The sequence below is a fragment of the Thiorhodovibrio frisius genome (assembly GCF_033954835.1).
GTDB classification, from domain to species: Bacteria; Pseudomonadota; Gammaproteobacteria; order Chromatiales; family Chromatiaceae; genus Thiorhodovibrio; species Thiorhodovibrio frisius.
Window position 1 is genome coordinate 1515289 of record NZ_CP121471.1, and the last position, 20205, is coordinate 1535493.

Annotated in this window: 21 protein-coding genes; 10 read left to right on the top strand and 11 right to left on the bottom strand. The window is 61.8% G+C overall.

Annotation, left to right across the window (positions count from 1 at the left end; all coding sequences use genetic code 11):
• The first annotated feature begins 172 nt into the window (after positions 1 to 172).
• The 5 genes from Thiofri_RS07060 to draG all read left to right on the top strand — a co-directional run bounded on the left by Thiofri_RS07060 (position 173) and on the right by draG (position 2998).
• Positions 173 to 451 (top strand): 4Fe-4S dicluster domain-containing protein, encoded by a 279-nt coding sequence (locus tag Thiofri_RS07060; RefSeq protein ID WP_009150992.1) that lies wholly within the window; start codon positions 173 to 175, stop codon positions 449 to 451.
• 51 nt (positions 452 to 502) lie between these two features.
• Positions 503 to 787 carry a 2Fe-2S iron-sulfur cluster-binding protein gene (locus tag Thiofri_RS07065; RefSeq protein WP_009150993.1) on the top strand — a complete coding sequence of 95 codons (285 nt, stop codon included), beginning with the start codon at positions 503 to 505 and terminating at the stop codon, positions 785 to 787.
• A gap of 235 nt (positions 788 to 1022) precedes the next feature.
• On the top strand, positions 1023 to 1370 hold the full coding sequence (locus tag Thiofri_RS07070; RefSeq protein WP_009150994.1) for a 2Fe-2S iron-sulfur cluster-binding protein: 348 nt from the start codon (positions 1023 to 1025) through the stop codon (positions 1368 to 1370).
• On the top strand, positions 1345 to 2061 hold the full coding sequence (locus Thiofri_RS07075; RefSeq protein WP_223296823.1) for a nitrogen fixation protein NifQ: 717 nt from the start codon (positions 1345 to 1347) through the stop codon (positions 2059 to 2061). Before Thiofri_RS07070 ends, Thiofri_RS07075 begins: the two co-directional genes overlap by 26 nt.
• A complete protein-coding gene (draG, locus tag Thiofri_RS07080) occupies positions 2042 to 2998 on the top strand; it encodes an ADP-ribosyl-[dinitrogen reductase] hydrolase (protein WP_009150996.1) in 957 nt (318 codons plus the stop codon). Before Thiofri_RS07075 ends, draG begins: the two co-directional genes overlap by 20 nt.
• Before the next feature lie 87 nt (positions 2999 to 3085).
• Here draG and Thiofri_RS07085 read toward each other — a convergent pair whose 3' ends face one another.
• The 4 genes from Thiofri_RS07085 to Thiofri_RS07100 all read right to left on the bottom strand — a co-directional run bounded on the left by Thiofri_RS07085 (position 3086) and on the right by Thiofri_RS07100 (position 6328).
• Positions 3086 to 3607 (bottom strand): DNA-deoxyinosine glycosylase, encoded by a 522-nt coding sequence (locus Thiofri_RS07085; RefSeq protein ID WP_009150997.1) that lies wholly within the window; start codon positions 3605 to 3607, stop codon positions 3086 to 3088.
• A gap of 13 nt (positions 3608 to 3620) precedes the next feature.
• Positions 3621 to 4568, bottom strand: a complete 948-nt coding sequence (dusA, locus tag Thiofri_RS07090; protein ID WP_009150998.1) for a tRNA dihydrouridine(20/20a) synthase DusA — start codon at positions 4566 to 4568, stop codon at positions 3621 to 3623.
• Between the two features lie 267 nt (positions 4569 to 4835).
• Positions 4836 to 6041 carry a type II toxin-antitoxin system HipA family toxin gene (locus tag Thiofri_RS07095; protein ID WP_083848573.1) on the bottom strand — a complete coding sequence of 402 codons (1206 nt, stop codon included), beginning with the start codon at positions 6039 to 6041 and terminating at the stop codon, positions 4836 to 4838.
• Complete coding sequence (locus Thiofri_RS07100) at positions 6038 to 6328, bottom strand: helix-turn-helix domain-containing protein (RefSeq protein WP_009151000.1); 291 nt, start codon at positions 6326 to 6328, stop codon at positions 6038 to 6040. Before Thiofri_RS07100 ends, Thiofri_RS07095 begins: the two co-directional genes overlap by 4 nt.
• A gap of 49 nt (positions 6329 to 6377) precedes the next feature.
• Between Thiofri_RS07100 and Thiofri_RS07105 the strand changes: the two genes are divergently transcribed.
• The 4 genes from Thiofri_RS07105 to Thiofri_RS07120 all read left to right on the top strand — a co-directional run bounded on the left by Thiofri_RS07105 (position 6378) and on the right by Thiofri_RS07120 (position 11114).
• A complete protein-coding gene (locus tag Thiofri_RS07105; RefSeq protein ID WP_304412355.1) occupies positions 6378 to 6620 on the top strand; it encodes an ATP-binding protein in 243 nt (80 codons plus the stop codon).
• A gap of 114 nt (positions 6621 to 6734) precedes the next feature.
• Positions 6735 to 7697, top strand: a complete 963-nt coding sequence (locus tag Thiofri_RS07110; protein ID WP_009151001.1) for an AAA family ATPase — start codon at positions 6735 to 6737, stop codon at positions 7695 to 7697.
• Positions 7698 to 7710: 13 nt separating this feature from the next.
• On the top strand, positions 7711 to 9078 hold the full coding sequence (locus Thiofri_RS07115) for a DUF58 domain-containing protein (RefSeq protein WP_009151002.1): 1368 nt from the start codon (positions 7711 to 7713) through the stop codon (positions 9076 to 9078).
• Positions 9075 to 11114 carry a transglutaminase family protein gene (locus Thiofri_RS07120; protein WP_009151003.1) on the top strand — a complete coding sequence of 680 codons (2040 nt, stop codon included), beginning with the start codon at positions 9075 to 9077 and terminating at the stop codon, positions 11112 to 11114. Before Thiofri_RS07115 ends, Thiofri_RS07120 begins: the two co-directional genes overlap by 4 nt.
• Positions 11115 to 11253: 139 nt before the next feature.
• Here Thiofri_RS07120 and Thiofri_RS07125 read toward each other — a convergent pair whose 3' ends face one another.
• The 6 genes from Thiofri_RS07125 to Thiofri_RS07150 form a co-directional block, all read right to left on the bottom strand.
• On the bottom strand, positions 11254 to 12804 hold the full coding sequence (locus Thiofri_RS07125) for an ATP-binding protein (protein WP_009151004.1): 1551 nt from the start codon (positions 12802 to 12804) through the stop codon (positions 11254 to 11256).
• A 482-nt stretch (positions 12805 to 13286) separates the two neighbouring features.
• The gene (gene kdsB, locus Thiofri_RS07130; protein WP_009151005.1) at positions 13287 to 14075 is read right to left on the bottom strand and encodes a 3-deoxy-manno-octulosonate cytidylyltransferase; all 789 of its coding nucleotides are present in this window, start codon (positions 14073 to 14075) and stop codon (positions 13287 to 13289) included.
• A gap of 5 nt (positions 14076 to 14080) precedes the next feature.
• Positions 14081 to 15142, bottom strand: coding sequence for a tetraacyldisaccharide 4'-kinase (gene lpxK / locus Thiofri_RS07135; protein ID WP_009151006.1), 1062 nt, complete (start codon positions 15140 to 15142; stop codon positions 14081 to 14083).
• A gap of 75 nt (positions 15143 to 15217) precedes the next feature.
• Positions 15218 to 16981, bottom strand: coding sequence for a lipid A export permease/ATP-binding protein MsbA (gene msbA, locus Thiofri_RS07140; protein WP_009151008.1), 1764 nt, complete (start codon positions 16979 to 16981; stop codon positions 15218 to 15220).
• Positions 16978 to 17502 carry an ExbD/TolR family protein gene (locus tag Thiofri_RS07145; RefSeq protein WP_009151009.1) on the bottom strand — a complete coding sequence of 175 codons (525 nt, stop codon included), beginning with the start codon at positions 17500 to 17502 and terminating at the stop codon, positions 16978 to 16980. The genes msbA and Thiofri_RS07145 overlap by 4 nt, the downstream gene beginning before the upstream one ends.
• The gene (locus Thiofri_RS07150) at positions 17499 to 18149 is read right to left on the bottom strand and encodes a MotA/TolQ/ExbB proton channel family protein (protein ID WP_009151010.1); all 651 of its coding nucleotides are present in this window, start codon (positions 18147 to 18149) and stop codon (positions 17499 to 17501) included. Before Thiofri_RS07150 ends, Thiofri_RS07145 begins: the two co-directional genes overlap by 4 nt.
• Here Thiofri_RS07150 and Thiofri_RS07155 point away from each other — a divergent pair.
• The gene (locus Thiofri_RS07155) at positions 18149 to 18316 is read left to right on the top strand and encodes a hypothetical protein (RefSeq protein WP_190275870.1); all 168 of its coding nucleotides are present in this window, start codon (positions 18149 to 18151) and stop codon (positions 18314 to 18316) included. The two genes, Thiofri_RS07150 and Thiofri_RS07155, sit on opposite strands and share 1 nt — an antisense overlap.
• 25 nt (positions 18317 to 18341) lie before the next feature.
• Here Thiofri_RS07155 and Thiofri_RS07160 read toward each other — a convergent pair whose 3' ends face one another.
• A complete protein-coding gene (locus Thiofri_RS07160; RefSeq protein ID WP_009151011.1) occupies positions 18342 to 19952 on the bottom strand; it encodes a L,D-transpeptidase in 1611 nt (536 codons plus the stop codon).
• Positions 19953 to 20205: the final 253 nt, after the last annotated feature.

The window sequence follows — 20205 nt, forward strand, 5'->3', positions numbered from 1 at the left end:
GACGGCCACGGGGGGGGCGGCGGCCCTTGATCGGATCAGGGACGCCGCCGGGAAGCAGCCTCTCTGGATGTAAATGGGGAAGTATTCACGGCGTTTCCAGTGGCCGTCACCCGGCCCAGAACGAGCGGAGATGTCAAATGCTTTCCGTATATGAAGGTTAGGAGACAGCCCGATGTCCTACCGTATCACCACTGACTGCGTGAACTGCTGGGCCTGCGAGCCCTTGTGCCCGCAACAGGCGGTATTGGCCGCCAAGCCGCATTTCACCATCGACCCGGCGCGCTGCACCGGTTGCGAGGGTGAGTTTGCCGAGCCCCAGTGCGCCAGCATCTGCCCGATTGAGGGCGCCATTCTCGATCCAACCGGCGTGCCCGTGAATCCGCCAGGCTCGCTGACCGGCATCCCGCCGAGCGCCTGGCAGCAGACGCGGGCGAGCATTCAAGCGCGCTGACCGGGCGTATCGACCACCGTTTTTTTCTGACAACACAGGAGTCAAAACCCAATGGCAAAAGCAAAAGTCACCTTCGAGGATATCAGTCAGACCGTGAATGTGCCTGCCGGCATTCGCGTGATCGATGTCTCCGAGAAAATTGGCGCCGGCATTATCTATGGCTGCCGCGAGGGCGACTGCGGCACCTGCATGATGCATGTGGTGGAGGGCTGGAACAACCTGACCGAGCCCTCCGTGCTGGAGGAAAAGGTCCTGCGCGAGAACATGGCCAGTCGTCACGACCGCCTTGCCTGTCAGGCACAGATTATCGGCGACTGCACCGTCAAGCCTGCTTGATGCTGACCCTCGACCACTGCGCAGTGACATGCCAATCGCAAACTAATGGTTTTCGGTTTTGGTCCGGGTGACGGCCACGGGGGTCTCTGCGGCATGGATGCCGCCGGGAAGCCTACAGGGAGGTATTCACGGCGTCCCTCGTGGCCGTCACCCGGCCCAGAACGCGCCGAAATCTCAAAAGGGTTTCGGTATAACAAACTTCCCCATCCTTTCCAACAAATGGAGCATCTTAAAGATGGCTTTAGTGACTTTTTCCAATCCCGACTTTAAGGACAAGACCGTTTACGCGGTTGCTGGCAGCCATACCGAGACCCTGCTGAAACTCGCCAAAGAGAACAAGGTGCCGGTCAACTTCGACTGCCAGGACGGCGAATGTGGCCATTGCCTGGTGCGGGTCAGCAGCGTCGACAATAAGGGGCGTATGGGCTATTTCCTGACCGATAAGGAACAGAGCGTACTCAAAGAGCTGGGTAAGCTCACACAGGAACAGATTGACCAGCTTCATGTGGATGACATGCCGAGCGAATGGCGGCTAGCCTGCCAGATGATCGTCCGCGATGAAGACATCCTCGTGGAGTACTGATCCCATGCTGGCGCGCGGCTCGGCAGTTGTGGCCCGCGACAGTTGGCAAGGACGACTGGATCAGCCGCCAGCGCCCTCGCTAGTGTCATCAGCGTCCTCGCCCGGGCAGTCGCCGAAGCAACCGACGGCAGAGGCGGACTGGCCCTTCGACGGCCGCGACATCTTCCACCGGCTGATGCAACATGCTGCCGGTCGCGGCAACGATCACGCCTACGCCTGCATGATCGCGAGCCGCTGTGGCGGACAGGGCGCGCTGCCCGATTGGCTGGGACTGGAATCCGCCGCGTTCGGCTGTTTGATGCGCTGGCACTTTCCTGGAGTCGAACTTGGCGGCGCTGTCGCCACGGGCGCGCGCCTTGCAGCTGAGCGCATGGAGGAGGTGGCCGACCTGGTGCGTATCTTGCTCATGGACAAGGCAGGCGATTCGCCCTCGGAAGTGTGGATGGCACACGTGATTGCCGCCGGCTGTTGCGGCGACGATCATCTTTGGCAAGACCTGGGCCTTTGGGACAGAGCCGAACTCACCGCACTGATGCAGCGTAACTTTCCCGCGCTGGCATCGCGCAATGTCAAGGACATGAAGTGGAAGCGTTTCCTTTACAAGCAATTGTGCGAATCTGAAGGCATCTACAGCTGCCGTGCGCCGAGCTGCGGCCAATGTGTGGACTATCATGCTTGTTTCAGTCCTTGATCCCGAAGCGCTGTTTCTTGCCCGCGCCGATTCGGGCGAACTCATCCGCCGTCGCGCGGTTGGGGCTTACCTTGGCCTCGCGGTCGGCGATGCCCTGGGCGCAACCGTCGAGTTCCTTATGCCGCGCGAGATTCAGGCCGAATATCGCGTGCACAAAGATATGCACGGCGGCGGCTGGCTGAAACTGCGCAAAGGCCAGGTCACGGATGACACCGAGATGGCGCTGGCTCTGGGGCGCGGGATTTTGCAGGCGGGCCAGGTTGAAGCGCAGGCAGCGGCTGAGGCATTCAGTGACTGGATGAGCGCCAAGCCGGTCGACATCGGCAACACCGTGCGTCGAGGTATTGCCCATTTTCGCCAAAGTGGCGAAACCGAAATGCCGGAGAACGACTACGACGCCGGCAATGGCGCCTGCATGCGCTGCCTGCCGGTGGCTCTGGCGACGCTCGGCGCGGATATCGAAGTGGTCGACCAGGCCAACCGGATTCAGGCCCATGTTACCCACCACAACAGGCTTTCGGACGCCGGCACCCTGTGCATCATCCGCATGGTGCAGGCCGCCATTCTGGGCAGTGACAAAAATGGCCTGAAGCTACTGGCCGAATCTCTGGTCGCCGAGGAAGCCCGCTTTGGCTTTGAGCGCAAGCGCATCGACAACCCAAGTGCCTATATCGTGGATACCCTCAAAGTGGTGTTCCAGGCTTTGTTCGCAACCGACAGCTTCGAGAACGCGCTGATTGAAGCCGTCAATCGTGGCGGCGATGCCGATACCACGGGTGCCATCGTCGGTATGATCGCCGGCGCCTTGCATGGCCCGGCCAATATCCCCGTGCGCTGGAGCCGGCACTTAGAGCGCCGCATCAAGCAGGAGGCCGTCAGCCAGGCCCACGCGCTGCTCGCACTCTCGCCTTTCGTGCGCAGCGGTCAGGTCAGCTGAGGCGGGTTCTGGTAGAGGCGAATTCCAGGTCGCCTTGGGTTGACTTGGATGTCAACACTCCCAGCCAGCAGTTTCCAGCCCAATGCCTTAACCATCCCCTAGCAACTCAAGCAAAATTCTCCAGGCCTCCGCTTTCTGTGCCAGCGTGAGACGCGCCATCGCTGGGCTGGTCGATGGCAACTGATGTTGCGGCAAGTCAACCGGCCTGGCGCTAAGCGCAGGCCCAATGTGGCGGCGAAATTCCCGCGCCGCTGTGCCGCCATTAAACAAAATTGCACCGATGGTCGGCTGTTCACCAAGCAACTCCGCGATGGGATTCACCACCACGCTAGCGGCATCAATGGCTGTATCCGCGCTGCCCTCGCGTGCACAGCGGGCAATTACATCCCAGAGCGCTACCTCGCGTTCAGCCAAAGCCGTGCAGCGCTCAGGGTAGGGCAGGTCCGCCGGCCAGCCAAATAGTTGCGCCATAATCGGCCAGAAGGCATTGCGCGGATGACCATAGTATTGCCGCTGTGCAAGGGATGCCGCGCTCGGCATCGAGCCTAGCACCAGAACTCGCGGCGCAGGCCCAAGAATGGGCGGAAAACCGGTAAGCTCCCGAGCCATGGCGTCAAACTCCTCAGGCGTTGCTGGCAACCGGTACCAATGCCGCTGCCGTTCGCAGCACCTCTACGCCAGCCCCGGCCCGATGCGCCTGCTCACTTAAGAGCCGCCGCCAGCGCCGCGCCCCCGGGCAGCCATTGAACAGCCCCAGCAGATGTCGGCTGATACTATTGAGCGGCACGCCTTCGCCGAGGCAGCGCTCGACGTAAGGATAAAACCGCTCTAGCACCTGATGCCGGCTTGGCAGCGGATGAGCATCGCCAAACAATTCAGAATCCGCCGCCGCCAGCAGCCAGGGGTTCTGATAGGCCTCGCGGCCGATCATCACGCCATCGAGTCTTTCGCACCAATATTGTGCTTGCTCCAAGGTGGTGATGCCGCCATTGAGCACCAGTGGCAGCCTGGGAAAATCCGCCCGCAGTTGCAACGCCACATCGTAGCGCAGCGGCGGTACCTCGCGGTTCTCGCGCGGACTCAAGCCCTGCAACCAGGCCTTGCGCGCATGCAGAACCAGCAGATCGCAGCCAGCGGCAGAAATCCGCGTCACAAAATCGGCCAGTTCTTCGTAACTATCACGGTCATCAATGCCAATGCGCGTCTTCACCGACACGGGTATTGAGACGGCGGCTTTCATGGCGGCGACGCAGTCAGCCACCAACTCGGGCTCGGCCATCAGGCAAGCGCCGAAACGCCCGTTCTGAACCCGATCCGACGGACAGCCGACATTCAGATTGATCTCATCATAGCCCCAGTCCGCGCCCATGCGCGCGCAACGGGCCAGCTCTGCCGGGTCCGAACCTCCAAGCTGCAAGGCCAGCGGGTGCTCGGCCGGATCAAAGCGCAGAAAGCGGCCAGTGTCGCCATGAATCAGCGCCCCGGTAGTAATCATCTCTGAATATAACCAGGTATGACGGCTGATCAGACGCGCGAAGAAGCGGAAATGCTTGTCCGTCCAATCCAGCATCGGGGCGACCGAAAGCGCCCTTACCCCGCATTGTTGCGGTATTTCAGGTTCAGAGTTAGTTTTCACGCCATTTTCCGTGCCGATAAAATCTTAGGTGTTTCATGTTCTAGCTGCGTGCTGCCAAATTGTTTCAGAAGTGCTAGGTGGCGCATCCCAGTCAATCGGCATGAATCGCCTGGAACAGCAGTGCGAGGAACGCCGGGAAGAAGCCGTTAGCGATGGCCAAGTGGACCGCAAAACTACCCGCGACCAAAGCGGCGCAGGCACCTAATGCGCCAATCTGCGCTCAATATCGCGAGCGAAATGTAAACTTTGGTTTTTCGGGACGCCTGCCTGATCGCAAAATTCTATCCATCGTGTTGCGGCAGCGGCGACTTCGGCGCGAATCGAATCCGCACGGAAAGCAGATAGGCCGAAAGCGCGTCCGAGTGCTGTCAGTGCGGCTTGCGTCGGGCAATGCCCGGTTGACCCGAAATGCAGAACATGTTCACTGCGGTTTAAGACGTCCGGCAGCAGATCGTAAGCTGGTGTCAGGCACCAGCCAACATCAGTATCCTGAAGGGAGAAATTTTTTAGGTGGTCGTCGGTATTGCCGAGTATGGCATTGAGTACAGCCTGGCGATAAAGCATAGGCAAATCGCGTTCAGGGGCATCCGAAACAGCGCGAATCGAGTCGGCTAAATCGACATACCCAAGTTGGTACCAGCCTCGCGCATCAAGTAGCGTTTGAGCGCTTAGCATGTGCCTGCGCCCACCATTTGCGCAATCGAAGCGCTCAATGAGCAAGGCTGTATGCCGACCGAAAGTCGCAATGCGAAAATTCGGCACATCCAGGCCGGCTGATCGAGCCAGTGCCAGGCTGGCCGCCTCTAGGCGAACAATATCGTAGCTATCGTGGGCGGAGGCCAGTTTGGCCAAGCAGGATCGCCCTTGATCCTCCAGCAGGAGTTTTGGGCGAGCGCCGCCCGGAGAACTGGCGGCTTGGAATAGGGCGCGCAGATGCAACTCTTCAACGGAAGACGGATCACGTTCATAGCGCTGCGCCGCTTCGATAAGGTCCTCCGTGCCACACAGAACTGACAATGCCGGTGTTGGTGGCTCATCCCTGCTGCTGTAGACCAGAGCGCCTAGACCATTGGCGCCCAAGCAATCCAGTAAGTAAGCGGGATGTTGATTACTGCGTGCGAGGTGATGTTGCCGGATCAGCAACGCGCGTCCCCAGCTGTCCGGCAACGAATCTTCAAAAACACCATGTAGACCAGATTCCGGTGCGGAAGCTGAAAACACATTGGGCGCAAGTGGCAGATGCACAGGATCGAGCGCTCTTGCCTCGGGATGATTGAGGTAGGCTCTGGCGTAGCGAAACTCCCCCCGCCGGCGCCCTCCGGCGGTTCTATCAGGATCGCTGATCCGGATTTCCCCGACGGGCAACTGGACTCCTGTGGTAGTGCATCTCCAGACGTTGAGTCTCATCTTGGTCGCGCGCGCTGTCGCTTCATGTCCGCATCGAATAAGGATTCTAGAAACAATGCGTCGATTTCCCCGATGTTGCCGTACAGCCGGATTGCCCGCACCCAGAGCCCAACGGGTGCCGACGGGTCACCTTGCTCCAGTTTGCGATAGGTTGGCACCGAAACGCCAATCCGAGCTGCCGCCCGATACTGGGGCTCGTTCGCCAGTACCCGACGCCGCCTTAAGCGAGCACCAAGCGCGTTGAGCCTCTGATTTTCAGTATCTGTTAAGGTAAGCATCGTTTGCATTATAGCGAATCAAGGTACCAACAGAAAACATGTTTTCTGTTGGTGGCGCTTGCGGAGCAGGCATGGAACTGAGGCCGATCTTTACCCAGGGCGGGTGCGGGCGGGCGCCTCCGAGTCCGAGATCGTCATCCTCAAGCAGTGGCCTGGGATACCGGACTATGCACAGGAAAGGGTCTTGGAGCGGTTTTTCTCCCTGGCGCGCCCGGGTGAGAGCCGCAAGAGCAACGGGCTTGGCTTGAGCTGTGTGCGTGAAGTCGCTGCTTTGCATCAGGGTCGGATCCTGCTGGACTGAAAGGAGACAAGCGCCACCGGCCCGAATGCTGAGGCCTCGGCATTCGGGTACCATGACGCGCAAGGACCGGCGCGGCTCTGTGGCGGCAACACCATCCATGGGAGCAATCCTGCCATGAGTATCCCCAAACCCGAGCATTCTTCGGCGCCGGCGGACGCCGTTCTGGCACGACTGGAAGACAATCTCGCGCGCGTCATCCGTGGTCAATCCGAGGCCATTCGGCTGCTGCTGGTCGCGCTGCTGAGCGGCGGGCATGTGCTGCTCGAAGACCTCCCCGGCACTGGAAAAACCACGCTGGCCAAGGCACTGGCGCGCTCGCTCAAGGCGGACTTCAATCGGGTTCAGTTCACGCCGGACTTGTTGCCGACGGACATCTTGGGTGTGTCGGTGTTTGATCCTGGTGCGCGCACCTTCGAGTTTCGCTCCGGTCCTGTTTTTACCCAGATTCTGCTGGCCGATGAGATCAACCGCGCCTCGCCACGCACTCAGTCGGCGCTGCTCGAGGCGATGGGCGAGGGCCAGGTTAGCATTGAGGGACGTGCGCGGGCGCTTGACGCGCTGTTTTTCGTCATTGCGACCCAGAATCCCATCGAATTCCACGGCACCTATCCGCTGCCAGAGGCTCAGCTTGATCGCTTTGCGATGCGCTTTCGTCTTGGCTATCTCTCGCCAGAGGTGGAAGCCGCCGTGCTGAGCGAGCGCCGTCTGGGCGAGCCGCTCGACAGTCTCGAGCCGGTTGCTACACCAGCGGAAATTCTCGCCCTGCGCGCGGCGGCGGCGGAGGTGACGGTCAGCCCGGCAGTGGCCCGTTACATGGTCGATCTGACCCGCGCGACCCGGAGTGCCGAGGGCGTGACTCTGGGCGCTGGGCTGCGTGCGTCACTCACGCTGATGAAATGCGCTCAGGCGCTGGCGTTGCTTGAGGGGCTGGATTTCGTTACGCCTGATCAGGTGCAGCGCCTCGCGGTACCGGTGATTGCGCACCGCCTCGGGCTCGACAGCCAGGCGCGTTTTGCCGGCCAGAGCGCCGAGGCAGTGGTGCGCGATCTGCTCGAGCATCTGGACCCGCCGCGCTGAGCGCATCGCACCGATGAGCGGGAGTTTGCTGCGGGCGGCACTCTATCCGGGCCTGCGCCGACTGGAGAGCTGGCAGCGCTATCAGCGCGACGGCTTGACACCGCTGGGGCGTCTGGTGCTTGCGATGGGTTTTGCCGCAGCAATTTTTGGGTTCGACACGCGGCTCAATCAGCTCTACCAGCTTTTTACGCTGGCGTTGTCGCTGTTGCTTTTCTCGGGTTTGGCCGCGTTGGTCGATTCCTGGCGACTGCGCGGACGTGTTATCGCCAGCCGGGAATTGCCGCGCACTGCCTGTCTGGGTATGGCGCTCGAGTATCGCGTGCGGTTGCAGGTGCTTGGTGGGCGCGGCGCGCGCGGGCTTTTTCTCGCCGAGCGCCTGCCCGATCCGACGCCGACCCGCGCGCAGTTTCGCGACCCGCGTGAGGGCGGCGATTTGAGCGATGGTTGGTTCGATCGGATCATGGGGTATCCGAGATGGCAGCGGTTGCGGCGGCATAATCGCGTGGCCAGCCCCGGCGAGCCGATTGCGATCAGCCCGTTGATGGATGGCGCAGACACCCATGTGCGCCTGCGCCTGGTCCCCCAGCGGCGCGGCTATCTGCGCCTGCGCGGACTCTGGCTGACGCGGCCCGACCCACTTGGTCTGGTGCGGACGCGGGTGAGCATTCCCTGCGAACAATCCCTGCTGGTGTTGCCCATGCGCTACCCGGCGCCGCAACTCAGGCTTCCCGGACGGCGCCAGTATCAGCCCGGGGGCTGGACGCTGGCCTCGGCGGTGGGAGACTCCCAGGAGTTTATCGGCTTGCGTGAATATCGCCCCGGGGATTCGCCGCGCATGATCCACTGGCCGAGCTGGGCGCGCAGCGGCAGCCCGCAGGTGAAGGAGTATCAGGATGAATTCTTCACCCGCCATGCCTTGGTGCTGGATACCTTTAGCGCAAGCGCCCTGGATGCTGATTTTGAGGCCGCCGTCAGCGTGGCTGCGTCCCTGTGTGATCGCATTGGCGATGCCGACAGTCTGCTCGATCTGCTGTTCGTCGGCGCCGAGACCTACTGCGTCACTGGCGGTCGCGGTTTAGGCGGCACTGGGCAGTTTTTGGAAGTGCTTGCCTGTGCTCAAGCCAGTCCCCATGGGTCGGTCGCGCAGCTCGAGCAGGCACTGCTCAGGCGCATGGGTCAGCTCAGTGCGCTGGTCCTGGTGTTACTTGGCTTCGATCAGGCACGACGCAATCTGGTCAGCGCACTCCAAGCTAGCGGGCTGCCGCTGCGGGTTCTGGCGATCTCCACTCAGCCGGCCGAGGCGCTGAACGCCGGCTGGACGGGGCCGCAGGTGCAGCCCATCCATCGCGGGCGCATCGCTGAGGATTTGGCGCGCATATGAACCGCGAACCGCCCTTGGTTTTCGTTCTGCCGTTGCTGCTGTGGAGCTGGCAGACCGGCGCCTGGCTTCCGGGGATGGCCCTCGCGGTCTGGTTCGAGTGGTCGCAACGCGCGACCTGGCGCTGGCAGATCGCGGACAAGACGCTCGAGCGCCTGGTCGATTTGACCAGTCTGGCGCTGGTTGTCCTGGTGCTCTTTGAATACAGTCGCGCGCCCTTGTCAGCCGGCATTTTTTCCGCCTTGCGCTGGTCTCCGGTGCTGCTTGCCCCCCTGCTGTCGGCGCAAGTGCTGAGTGCGCGAGATGGCATCAGCTACCGGGCTTTGTTCTTGTCTCAGCGTCGCAGCCGCTCGCCCGAAGCCGATCAGCTGCTGGACCTCAAACCCGTCTATCTGGTGTCAGCTTTGCTGGCCGCCGGGGTGGGAGCTCAGGCGCAAACGCCTTACGGCTATTTGGGTGGGCTACTGCTGCTCTGCCTTTGGGTCTGCGCCTGGCAGCCTCGGCCTGCAGGGCGACGGCAATGGGCGTTGGGCCTTGCACTGCTCGTCCTGACCGGGGCTTTGGCCTTTGTCGGGCAGCTGGCATTAAGCCAGGCGCAGCAACGCATCGAAGACCTTGCGGTCACCTGGATGAGCGGGTTGCTCTGGAGTGATCGGGACCCCTACCAGGCGCGCACCGCGCTTGGCGATATCGGCGAGCTGAAGTTGTCTGATCGCGTCCTCTATCGCGTCACCACCGAGACGCCCCTGACCCAGGCCCTGCTGTTGCGCACTGCGGCCTATGATCGCTACGTCAACACCACCTGGTTCTCGAACGAGCGCGAATTCGTCGCCGTGCCTCGCGTCGGGGATGGCTGGCAGTGGGCGTCCGGGGCCTTGTCCTCGGTCCCGTCCGCGGCGAGCCGGGGCGGCGGGAGCCTGCGAATCGGCAGCTATCTGCAACGGCGCGGACACCTCTTGCCCATGCCCATAGGCACTTGGCGCCTGAGCGATCTGCCGGTCGAGAGCCTGGAGCGACAATTGCTCGGCGCGGTCAAGGCCAGTGACGGGCCGCCGCTGATCCGCTATCGGGCGGACTATTCTGAGGGGGCTGGAGATGATCGACCGCCGCAGGAGAGCGATCTGCGCGTGCCCAAGCCAGAGCAGTCCGTCTTGCAGGCTCTGGTCGGCGAGCTGGGTTTGAGCGATCAGAACACCGCGACCGCAATTCGCCGGGTGCGGGAGTATTTTGCCACCCATTTTCGCTACAGCCTGCAATTGCCGGGATCGACACCCGGTCAGAGCGCAGTTGAGCACTTCTTGACGGAAAGCCAGCGCGGACACTGCGAGTTTTTTGCCTCTGCCACAGTGCTCCTGCTGCGTCAGGCCGGCGTGCCAGCGCGCTATGCGGTGGGCTATTCGGTGCAGGAGCCAGATGGATCGCCGGGCAAGTATCGCGTGCGCCGCAGCCACGCCCATGCCTGGGCGCTCTATTGGGATGCTGGGCGTTGGCACAACCTGGACACGACCCCGGCGCTCTGGGCGGAGCTGGAAGCTGATGATCGCCCTTTCTGGCAGCCGGTCGCGGATCTGTGGTCGCGGCTGTGGTACCAGTTCAACCTCAGTCGGTTGGAACCTGGGCAGAGCACGCCACCCTGGCTGTGGGGCGTTCTCGCGCTGCTCTTTGCGCTGCTTGCCTACCGGCTGCGACTTGGTGAGCGCTGGAGAGCTGGCCGCGAGCGGCGCAAAGGAGAAGGCGCGGCATCGCTAGACAGTCCGCTTGCGCCCATTTCGGAAGTGCTGACCCGCGCCGGCTGGCCGCGCCGCCCGGGTGAGACTGACCGCCAGTGGCTGCTGCGCTGCCAGCGAACTGGCCGTCGTGCGCATGGAGTGCCGGATGTCGATGTCCTCTTGGCGCTGAATGATCGCGCCCGCTTTCGCCCTGGCGGACTGAACCGAGAAGAGACCGCCTGCCTTCAGACCGAGGTCGAACAGTGGCTGCGCACCTGGAAAAGCGGTCGACCCGAAAGCGACAGCGAGCGCTCCCCATCCGCGCTTTGAAGTTGGCAGGATGCAACCCGCGACATCGTCAAGCTCAACGCCCACACTGATAAGAATGATCGGTTAACGACGCAAGTAGAATAGGAATGTCGCACATGGCCTGCGGTTTATCGGGGCGGTCTCGTTCGGTCAGTGTCGGTCACAATGTCGACTCCACCTCAAAGCCCACCACCGTGCGCTGCTCACGGCTAAACTCCACGCCGATGAGATGGATCGGCAGGCCCTCGGCGCGGTACTGGTCAGCATAGCCTTGGTCCTTGATCTGTTGCAGGGCGCGGCCCTCCGGCGCCAGCTCGACGACCTTGAACTCAAACAGGTAGAGGTTGCCGTTAAAGCGCAGCGCCATATCCAGCCGCCCGGCATTGCTGCTGTCTTCTGGCGTCAGGTCCAGTCCCAGAGATGCGAAGTAGGCGTAAAACACGCTGGCGTAGTAGCCCTCGTACTGGGCAATGGGATTGTTGCGGTACCAATCGTGCGGGATGCTGGCAAAGAAGGCGGTGAACAGCGCCTCCAGGCCGGCGAAGTCGTTTTGCTGCAACAGCCGATACAGCGACTTGCGTTGGCGCACCTCCACCGCCCCGGCCGGGGTCCAGGCATCCAACAGCGCCCCGGTGAGGCTCTGAGAGACCTCGCGATTCGGATAACGCAACCGGTAGAAGTAATTGCCACCGATGTTCTCCTCAACATCAATGGTCAGATAACCGCTCTGAAACAGCAACGCCTCGCTGGTCATGCGTTCCGCGTCGAAGCAAGACAGCAGCGCGGCATCGGTTTCCAATTGACCGAGTTCCGGTAGCCAGGTTTGGCGTTGGGTCAACAGATCAATCAAAAACGTCGGCGTCGCAGTCTCGAACCACCAGGGACGGAACTGGCGCTCCTGGAACAGCAGTAGCAGATCGAAGGGATTGTAGACCGCTACGCCGGTCCAGTTGTAGCCGTTGTACCAAGCGCGGATCTCCTTGCGGTTAAGGCCGTCGAGTTCTGGAGCGAAGACGGTGTCGAGATCGGCCTCGGTATAGCCGCAGATTGCCGAATACTCGGCCGAGACGGTGATGTCACGTAGGTTGTTCAGTCCCGAAAACAGGCTCACCTTGCTGAACTTGCTCACGCCGGTTAGAAAGGCAAAGCGAATATGCGCATCGGCACCTTTGATGACGGAATAGAGATTGCGCAGGCCGTCGCGCAGCTGGCGGGCAGTGTCCGTATCGGTCAGATTGTCCAGAATGGGTTTGTCGTACTCATCCACCAGCACCACCACGCGCTCTCCGGTGTGCGCATGGACGTTGCGCAGCAGATCGCCGAAGCTTCCGGCAATATCCAGGCCGGGATGAATCTCCACGCCCAGCGCTTGGCAATTGATGCGCAGCAGATCTTTGATGCGCCGATCCAACTGTGCCCGCGAGGCCATCACTCCTTCGGCAAAGCTCAGGCGCACCACCGGATAAGGCCGCGCCCAGTCCCAGTGGGTCTGTGCGTGCAGCCCTTCAAACAGCGGTGCGTTGGCGCTGAACAACTCCGCCAGGGTATCGAGGAACAGCGATTTGCCGAAGCGGCGCGGGCGGGAGAGAAAATAGTACTTGCCCTGCTCAATCAATCGCAGCGCAAAGGGGGTCTTGTCGACGTAGTAATGCCCGCCCTCGCGGATCTCGCGAAAGGTCTGGATGCCGATGGGTAAGGATTTGCGTTGCATGGGCCGACCTCAATGAGCATGCCGAGGGCCATTCTAGCGCGCTTGGCGCGGTTCGAGCTTCACCGCCCCGAAACATGAATCCGCGCGATGGCGGCAAGGATGCACCGTCTTGCAGCGCCTGGTGGGTTTTGCGCGATGACGGTGCGGCGGCGTGCGCTGCTGCGGTTGCGTCAAGAGTGATCGGAATTTTTTGCCATGATAATTGTGCGGAGTGCGGCGATTTGAAAGGGCGAAAACCACCATTTGGCTGATGGAGCGCAAGAGATTGCGCGTTTGGCTAGGCCAATGGCGTCACCAGCCGCATGAGCAAGATTTGGCACGCGTTTCGCTTATAAAAAATTGCAGACGGACGAGCTTTTTCTTTTGTCGAGTTCCGTTTTCCAACCTCCTCAGTGGTGAATTGCCCCGGGCGTTAGCTCGGGGCATTTTTTTTTTGGGGGGGCAGCAGCTTCCATCCACCGAGGCGGCCGGGAGCGTGAGCCTTAGGCCGCGAGTCCAAGCCATTCGAGTACCGCGGGAATGTCTTCGCGGGTATCGACACCCGGGCCTAGGGGCGCGCATGCCTCTTCGACCTGAATACGCTCGCCATGCCAGAGCACGCGCAATTGCTCGAGCGCCTCGACCTGTTCCAGAGGCGCGGGCGGCCAGGCAAGAAAACGGGCGAGAAAGCCGACCCGATAGGCGTACAGCCCGATGTGGCGCTGAAGTGTCAAGCCAGAGGGGAGCTGTGCGCGATCACCAAGAAAGGCGTCGCGATGCCAGGGAATGGGAGCGCGCGAGAAGTAGAGCGCTCTGCCTTCGGCGTCAGTCACCACTTTCACGATGTGCGGATCGCTCAGTGCCTGGGCCGCGTTGATGGGCGCGGACAGGGTTGCCATACCGAGTTCTGGATGCTGTTCGAGCGTGGCGGCGACCTGATTGATCAGGGCGGCTGGGACGCAGGGTTCGTCCCCTTGCAGGTTCACGATGATGGTGTCGGCTTCCCAAGCGCGCAGCCGCATTGCCTCGCCGATTCGATCAGAGCCGCTCGGGTGGTGCGTGGAGGTCATCAGGGTCTCTGCGCCAAATCCCCGGCAGACGTGTTCGATGCGTGCATCGTCGGTTGCGACCAGTATCTCTGCGGCCAGGCTTTTGCGGGCACGCTCCCAGACATGGGCAATGAGCGGCTTGCCGCCAATATCCACCAGCGGCTTGCCGGGCAGGCGCGAGGCGCCATGGCGAGCGGGAATGACCACCTTGAAGGGCGATTGGGGCTTGGTGACGTCGGTCATTGAGTTCAACCGGGTGGCTCCATGGCTTTGGTTGACGATGGCGCGCGGGCGGCTTCGAGGAGGCGAATATGTTGTTCAAGCGCGTTGATGAAAGCGGCATTGGGCACAGCTGTCACCGGCAGATACCAGTGCCGGCGCTCGGCGAAGGCGCGGCACTTGACGGCATCTTTTTCGGTCATCAGCACGGGGCCTTGGGGCCACTGAAGACAGTCTTCGCGGGTGAAGCCATGATGGTCGGGGTAGGGCAGGCGGGTAATGCGCAGTCCTTGGCGCTCAAGCAGCGCGAAGAACTGTTCCGGATGCCCGATGCCGGCTACCGCCGCAACCGGCGAGCCGATGAACTGAGCCAACGCCCGTGTCTGTCTTGAGTCGGCGAGGTTAAGCGCACGCTGCGGGCGCAACTCCATGCGCGGTTGACCATCCTCGGCACCGCCGTTGGTCAGCAGGATATCGGCACGGCGGGCGCGCGTGAAAGGCTCGCGCAAGGGACCCGCTGGCAGGCAGCGGCGGTTGCCGAAGCCACGCCGGCCGTCGACCAGCAGGATCTCCAGGTTGCGTCTAAGGCGGTAATGCTGCAAGCCGTCATCGGCCAGCAGCAGGTTGCAGCCGCATTCGCTGACCAGGCGCTGGGCTGCGGCGACCCGATCGGCTCCCGCCATCACCGGGCAGCCCGAGCGCGCGGCGAGCAGGACGGGCTCGTCGCCATGGTCGCGCGGATCGCCATCGGCTGGCACTTGCCGGGGCTCACCCTGGCTTTGTCCGCGATAGCCACGGGTGAGAATGCCTGGGCGCCAGCCGCGCTCGCGCAGATGCTGGGCGAGCCACAGAACCAGCGGTGTCTTGCCGGTGCCCCCCACGGTGAGATTGCCGACCACGATGACCGGTGCCGGGATGCGTTGTTCTGCCTCCGGTGGCTGGCGCCAGCGCCAGCGCCACAGGGCGGCGCGCGCTGCGGCGATGCCGCAGTAAAGCCAGCCAAGCGGTGCCAGCAGCCGGACGAACGGATGTGCCGGGCCATACCAGAGGGCCTGGAGTTGTGTCGAGAGCTGGTTAAGCCGCACTTGCATGGATCAACAGCAACAGGCTCAAAAGCGTGAGAATGTCGCCCCGCCAGGCGATCAATAACATCTTTGGCGGCGCAGTCATGGGTGAGACGATTGGTTGAATTGCAAGCGCCGCAGGCGGGCAAAGTGGCCGTCGCGGGCGATGAGTTCCGCGTGCGGGCCCTGTTCCAGGATGCGTCCTTGCTCAAGGACCACCACGCGATCAACCTGCTCGATGGTTGAAAGTCGATGGGCGATGACAAGTGTTGTGCGCTCGCGCATCAGCGCGTGCAGCGCGGCCTGGATGTGGCGCTCGGCTTCGGTATCCAGGGCCGAGGTGGCCTCGTCGAGAATCAAAATGGGCGCATCCTTCAGCATGGCGCGGGCAATGGCCAGGCGCTGGCGCTGACCGCCGGAGAGCAGCACGCCGCGATCGCCGATCAGGGTGTCGAAACCCTGGGGCAGGGCGCGGATGAAATCGAGTGCATGGGCGCCTGCGGCAGCACGCTCGATGTCATCGGGGGAGACCTGGCCAATGCGCCCGTAGGCAATGTTGTTGGCGATGGTGTCGTTGAATAGCACCACGTCCTGGGTGACGAGCGAAATCTGTGCGCGCAGGCTGGCCAGGCGCAGTTCGCGGATGTCGATGCCGTCGATTAGAATCTGACCGGCGCATGGCTCATAGAAACGCGCGAGCAGGTTCGCGAGCGTTGATTTGCCGCTGCCGGAGCGACCGACCAGCGCCAGGCTTTCGCCGGCGGCAAAGGACAGGTTCAGGCCCTCGATGACCAGGCCATTGTCTTCGTCGTAGCTGTGGCTGATGTTGACGTAGTCAATGCGTCCCTGCGCGCGCGTCAGGGTGCGGGTGCCCCTGTCCGGCTCGGGGGCGGTATCGAGCAGTTCGAACAGGCTCTCGGCTGCAATGATGCCGCGCTGGAGATGGGAGTTGACCGAAGTCAGGCGTTTGACTGGTGGCAGCAGCAGGCCCATGGCCACCACAAAAGACATGAAGCTGCCGACACTAATGTTGTCGCGCAGGCCCTGCATAGTGGATAAATAAACCACAATCCCGATGGCCACGGCCGAGATGAGCTGCACTAGAGGCACACTCACGGCTTCGGTGGCGACCATTTTCATCTGTAGGGCGCGGGTTTTTTCGTTCATCCGCTGGAATTGATTGCGCTCGTAGTCCTGCCCGCCAAAGGCCTTGATCACCCGGTGGGCGTCGATGGCTTCCTGCGCGACATGGGTCAGGGCGCCGACCCGCTCCTGAATGCGCTTGCTGTAGCGGCGGAACTTTTTGGTGGCGTATTTGATGGCAAAGGCCGTGGTCGGGCCGATGAACAAAAAAATGGCCGCGAGCTTGGCATCGAGGTACAGCATATAGGCCAGCAGCGCCAGCGCAGTAAAGCCATCGCGCACAACTGTGGTCACAGCCGAGGTGCTGGCGTTGGCGACGTTGTCGACGTTGTAGGTCAGCTTGGCAAGAATCTGCCCCGAGCCATGGGTGTCAAAATAGCGGGTTGGCGAGCGTAGCAGGTGATCGAACATCTGCTGGCGCAGATCGGTCACCACGCGCCGGCCAACCCATTTCAGGCAATAGGTGTTGGTGAAACCGGCAATGCCGCGCACGACGAAGAGCCCCACCAATAAAAAGGGCATCAGCCGCACGGTGTTTGGATCGCGCTCGACAAAGCTGCCGTCGAGCAACGGCTTGATCATGGCGGCGAACATGGGTTCGGTAACGGCAAACGCCAGCATGCCGGCGATGGACAGGGTGAACATGCCCCAGTAAGGCCTGGCATAGCCAAGCAGGCGCGCGTAGATGACCCGCGCGCTGGTGTTAAGTTCGGTCTGGCTCATTGCGGTGGTAGAGGGGGCGAGTCAGCCTGGGCTGGCGTTGTTTCAGCGGGATCGGGCATGGCCGGTGCTGACGGCGTATCCCTGTTCTCCGCGTCCGGCATGTGCGTGGCGGCAAAGGCAAGCTGGGTGAGTCCGACCTCTTGGGCCGCATCGAGCACTCGCATCACGGCCTGATGCGGCGTTTGGGCATCGGCCTCGATCAGTAGCGAGCGGTTCTTGGATGACGCGCTGGCGTGGCGCAGTGCGATGATCAGCCTTTCCCGCGTTTGCTCAGCGGAACCCGGATCAAGAGGCTGGCCGTCGACAACATAGTGGCTGTTGCGGTCGATGCCGATTGCCAGTGGCTTGCGATCAGTCTTTTGTGCGGGTTGCCCCTTAGCCTCCGGCAGGGCGATGGGTAACTCGCGTTGCTGCTCGAACGTGGTTGAGATCATGAAAAACAATAGCAGCAGAAACACCACGTCGACCAAAGGTGTCAAGTTAAGGTCGGCGGGCTGCGGCGGATGCGGTCGCAGATTCATGTCGGGGTGCCTGTTTCGTCAGGTTCGCGTTCGCCCTTGATGACCTCCACCAGACGCAGGGATTGTTCTTCCATGCCAATCGCCAGGTGCGCCACGCGGCTGTTGAAATAGCGGTGGAACAGCAGTGCCGGAATGGCAACCGACAGACCGGCTGCCGTGGTCAGCAGGGCTTTGGAAATACCGCCGGCCAACACCGTTGGATCGCCCACGCCTGCCTGCATGATGACGGCGAAGACATCAATCATGCCGATGACGGTGCCCAGCAACCCGAGCAGGGGAGCGACCGATGCGATGGTGCCAAGCATGTCGAGATAGCGCTCCATCTCTGCGACGACCTGACGGCCGGTGTCCTGGATGCTTTCTTTCATGATTTCGCGCGAATGCGCGCGGTTTACCAGGCCTGCGGCAAGCATGCGCCCGAGCGCCGAGCCCGAGCGCAGCTCGGCAATGCGTGCATCTGTGAGTTCACCATTGCGGTGCAGCTGCCAGATGTGCTCGACCAGATCGCCCGGCATGATCGCCCGCGACCGCAGCGCCCAAAAGCGCTCCAGCACAATCGCCAAGGTCGCGACTGAGCATAGGGAAATTGGCAACATCAGCCAGCCGGCGGCGCGGAACAGGTCGATGAAGGGAGTTAAAGCAAGCATTGTTTCAGTGGGAGGTCGGCAAGACGGAGCGCCAGCACTGGCCGGGTCTGGCGCAGGCGAGAAGCGCGGGGGCGCTGGGACTGCAAGTCGGCATCATACCGGATTGGGGCTGGCGGATGTTTGGGCGCATGGCGCCATCCATTGCGGCGCAAAGGCTGGTCATCTGAAGTGCAGACTCAGTCAGCCAGGGGGCTAGCGTGCTGCGGTCCTTGACATCAGGGCTGCCAGCGGCTCGGCCGTGACTCGCACGGGCGTGCCAACGGAGACCGACTGGAACAGAAACTTGATCGCATCGGCATGCATGCGATAGCAGCCTGAAGATGCCGCCCGACCAACACTATGGGGCTTGTCGGTGCCATGGATGCGGATATAGGGAAAGCCAAGATTCAGCGCATAAGCGCCGAGCGGATTGCGCGGGCCGGGGCCCATGCGGCTGGGTAATCGCGGGTTGCGCTTGCGCATGTCTGGCGGGGGTGTCCAGGTTGGATTAGGGCGTTTCACGGTGATCTCGGTATCGCCGAAAATGTGATACGACCAGTGTCGCCCGACCGCAACCGGCCAGACATAAATGGCACCGTCCTTGGCGTGATACAGCAGCTTGCGGTCGGGGATGGAAATGACGATGGAGTCTGGCCCCAAGGGTGATGCTGGGTAATCGAGCGTGGCACCACCCTGTCCAAAGCGCTCTGGTGGCTGCGGAGGCGGCGGCTCTGGCGGTGGTGGCTGGGATGGCGCGCTTTGTGACTCGGTCTCCGGTGGTGCGAGGTTGTTGTCAAGGTTCTTGTCCTTGGAAGCCTCGGCATTTTCATCGCGATTTTCATTGACGCCATCTGCTCCAGTGCCATTGTCCTCGGCGCCATGTTCTAAAGCATTGGTGTCAGCTTCTGCATCGGTTTGAGGCACCTCAGGTGAGTCATCAGCGGCTGGGTCTGTGTCGCTGGAGTCCGGTCGATGGTTTTGCGTCGGTGTCGGTAATGCCGCCAAATTTCCCGAGAACGCGACTTCGGTTGGTAGGCATTCAGCGCCACGCTGGCGCAGACTGGTGCAGATTCTGTCGCGGTCGGCCGCGTCAGCAGTTACCGCTCGCAGCGCGATATAGTTGTAAAGCAGGGTGTAGACGGGTACCAGATCGCCGAGCAGGTCGGGAAAGCGCTCATGGAGTAATTGCCAGCCTTGCTCCGCCATGGCCCGGTCATGGTAGAGCGCGAGCTGCATGCCGGGCTGTTCAGTCGCCAGCTGGGCGATGGGTGGGGTGATGGGCTGGGCAATGGGTTGATCGACCGGGTCGGTAATCGGCTCGACAGTTGGTTCAGCTTGTGGTTCTGCCTGAGGTTTTTTTTCAGGTTCTTCTTGGGGGGCCGCCTCAAATGCTTCCTGGGTCTCTGCCTGGGGTTCCGCTTGATGTTCCGCTGTGAGCCCCGGGGGTTTCACGGCCGGTGGAGGGGAAGCTTCGTCATTCAGGCTGCTGGCGCTAGCAAGGGATTCGGATGGCGGTTTTTCAGCCGCAGAGGGGGTGATTTCCTGTTCATTCGCCGGCCTTTGTTCGGTGCCTGGAATGTCGGATGATTCGCTCGGGCTGGTGCTGAAATCCGCTTGGCTCAGGAAGCACTGATAACCTGCCTGGCGCAGTTTCTCGCAGCCAGCTTGAGGGGAGCTGGTCGTAGCAGTTGCAATTAATGTGAAGACCCAGTCGCGCGCGACCACCTGAGGCTGGAGCCCTTCAACGGCGTCAGGATGCCGTCGCGCCAGCGCCTGCCAAGCGCTCCAAGCGGCTGATTCTTCAGGGTGGTCTGATATATGCATGACCGGTCTGGACTCTGCGAGCGCTGGATGATAGAGCGCTGGATAACAGAGGCCAAGGCAGGCGGCCGCGATGGTTCCTGGCCAGGTGGCTCTCAGCCATGGGCCGCGATTTGGCAGTCGAAACATCATGATGCGGTCTTGGGATTGTTCGGTGGGAAAGTATTCGGGCCGCGGACTGTGATATACCGAAACCGAAAATCAGTTCACGATTGGCATAACACAGTTCGAGAACCGATAAGCCGTGAAGTCAAAT

Coding starts and splice junctions, on each gene's coding strand:
- Thiofri_RS07060 (WP_009150992.1), top strand. CDS start 173: ATGTCCTACCGTATCACCACTGACTGCGTGAACTGCTGGGCCTGCGAG.
- Thiofri_RS07065 (WP_009150993.1), top strand. CDS start 503: ATGGCAAAAGCAAAAGTCACCTTCGAGGATATCAGTCAGACCGTGAAT.
- Thiofri_RS07070 (WP_009150994.1), top strand. CDS start 1,023: ATGGCTTTAGTGACTTTTTCCAATCCCGACTTTAAGGACAAGACCGTT.
- Thiofri_RS07075 (WP_223296823.1), top strand. CDS start 1,345: ATGAAGACATCCTCGTGGAGTACTGATCCCATGCTGGCGCGCGGCTCG.
- draG (WP_009150996.1), top strand. CDS start 2,042: ATGCTTGTTTCAGTCCTTGATCCCGAAGCGCTGTTTCTTGCCCGCGCC.
- Thiofri_RS07085 (WP_009150997.1), bottom strand. CDS start 3,607: ATGGCTCGGGAGCTTACCGGTTTTCCGCCCATTCTTGGGCCTGCGCCG.
- dusA (WP_009150998.1), bottom strand. CDS start 4,568: ATGCTGGATTGGACGGACAAGCATTTCCGCTTCTTCGCGCGTCTGATC.
- Thiofri_RS07095 (WP_083848573.1), bottom strand. CDS start 6,041: ATGAGACTCAACGTCTGGAGATGCACTACCACAGGAGTCCAGTTGCCC.
- Thiofri_RS07100 (WP_009151000.1), bottom strand. CDS start 6,328: ATGCAAACGATGCTTACCTTAACAGATACTGAAAATCAGAGGCTCAAC.
- Thiofri_RS07110 (WP_009151001.1), top strand. CDS start 6,735: ATGAGTATCCCCAAACCCGAGCATTCTTCGGCGCCGGCGGACGCCGTT.
- Thiofri_RS07115 (WP_009151002.1), top strand. CDS start 7,711: ATGAGCGGGAGTTTGCTGCGGGCGGCACTCTATCCGGGCCTGCGCCGA.
- Thiofri_RS07120 (WP_009151003.1), top strand. CDS start 9,075: ATGAACCGCGAACCGCCCTTGGTTTTCGTTCTGCCGTTGCTGCTGTGG.
- Thiofri_RS07125 (WP_009151004.1), bottom strand. CDS start 12,804: ATGCAACGCAAATCCTTACCCATCGGCATCCAGACCTTTCGCGAGATC.
- kdsB (WP_009151005.1), bottom strand. CDS start 14,075: ATGACCGACGTCACCAAGCCCCAATCGCCCTTCAAGGTGGTCATTCCC.
- lpxK (WP_009151006.1), bottom strand. CDS start 15,142: ATGCAAGTGCGGCTTAACCAGCTCTCGACACAACTCCAGGCCCTCTGG.
- msbA (WP_009151008.1), bottom strand. CDS start 16,981: ATGAGCCAGACCGAACTTAACACCAGCGCGCGGGTCATCTACGCGCGC.
- Thiofri_RS07145 (WP_009151009.1), bottom strand. CDS start 17,502: ATGAATCTGCGACCGCATCCGCCGCAGCCCGCCGACCTTAACTTGACA.
- Thiofri_RS07150 (WP_009151010.1), bottom strand. CDS start 18,149: ATGCTTGCTTTAACTCCCTTCATCGACCTGTTCCGCGCCGCCGGCTGG.
- Thiofri_RS07160 (WP_009151011.1), bottom strand. CDS start 19,952: ATGCATATATCAGACCACCCTGAAGAATCAGCCGCTTGGAGCGCTTGG.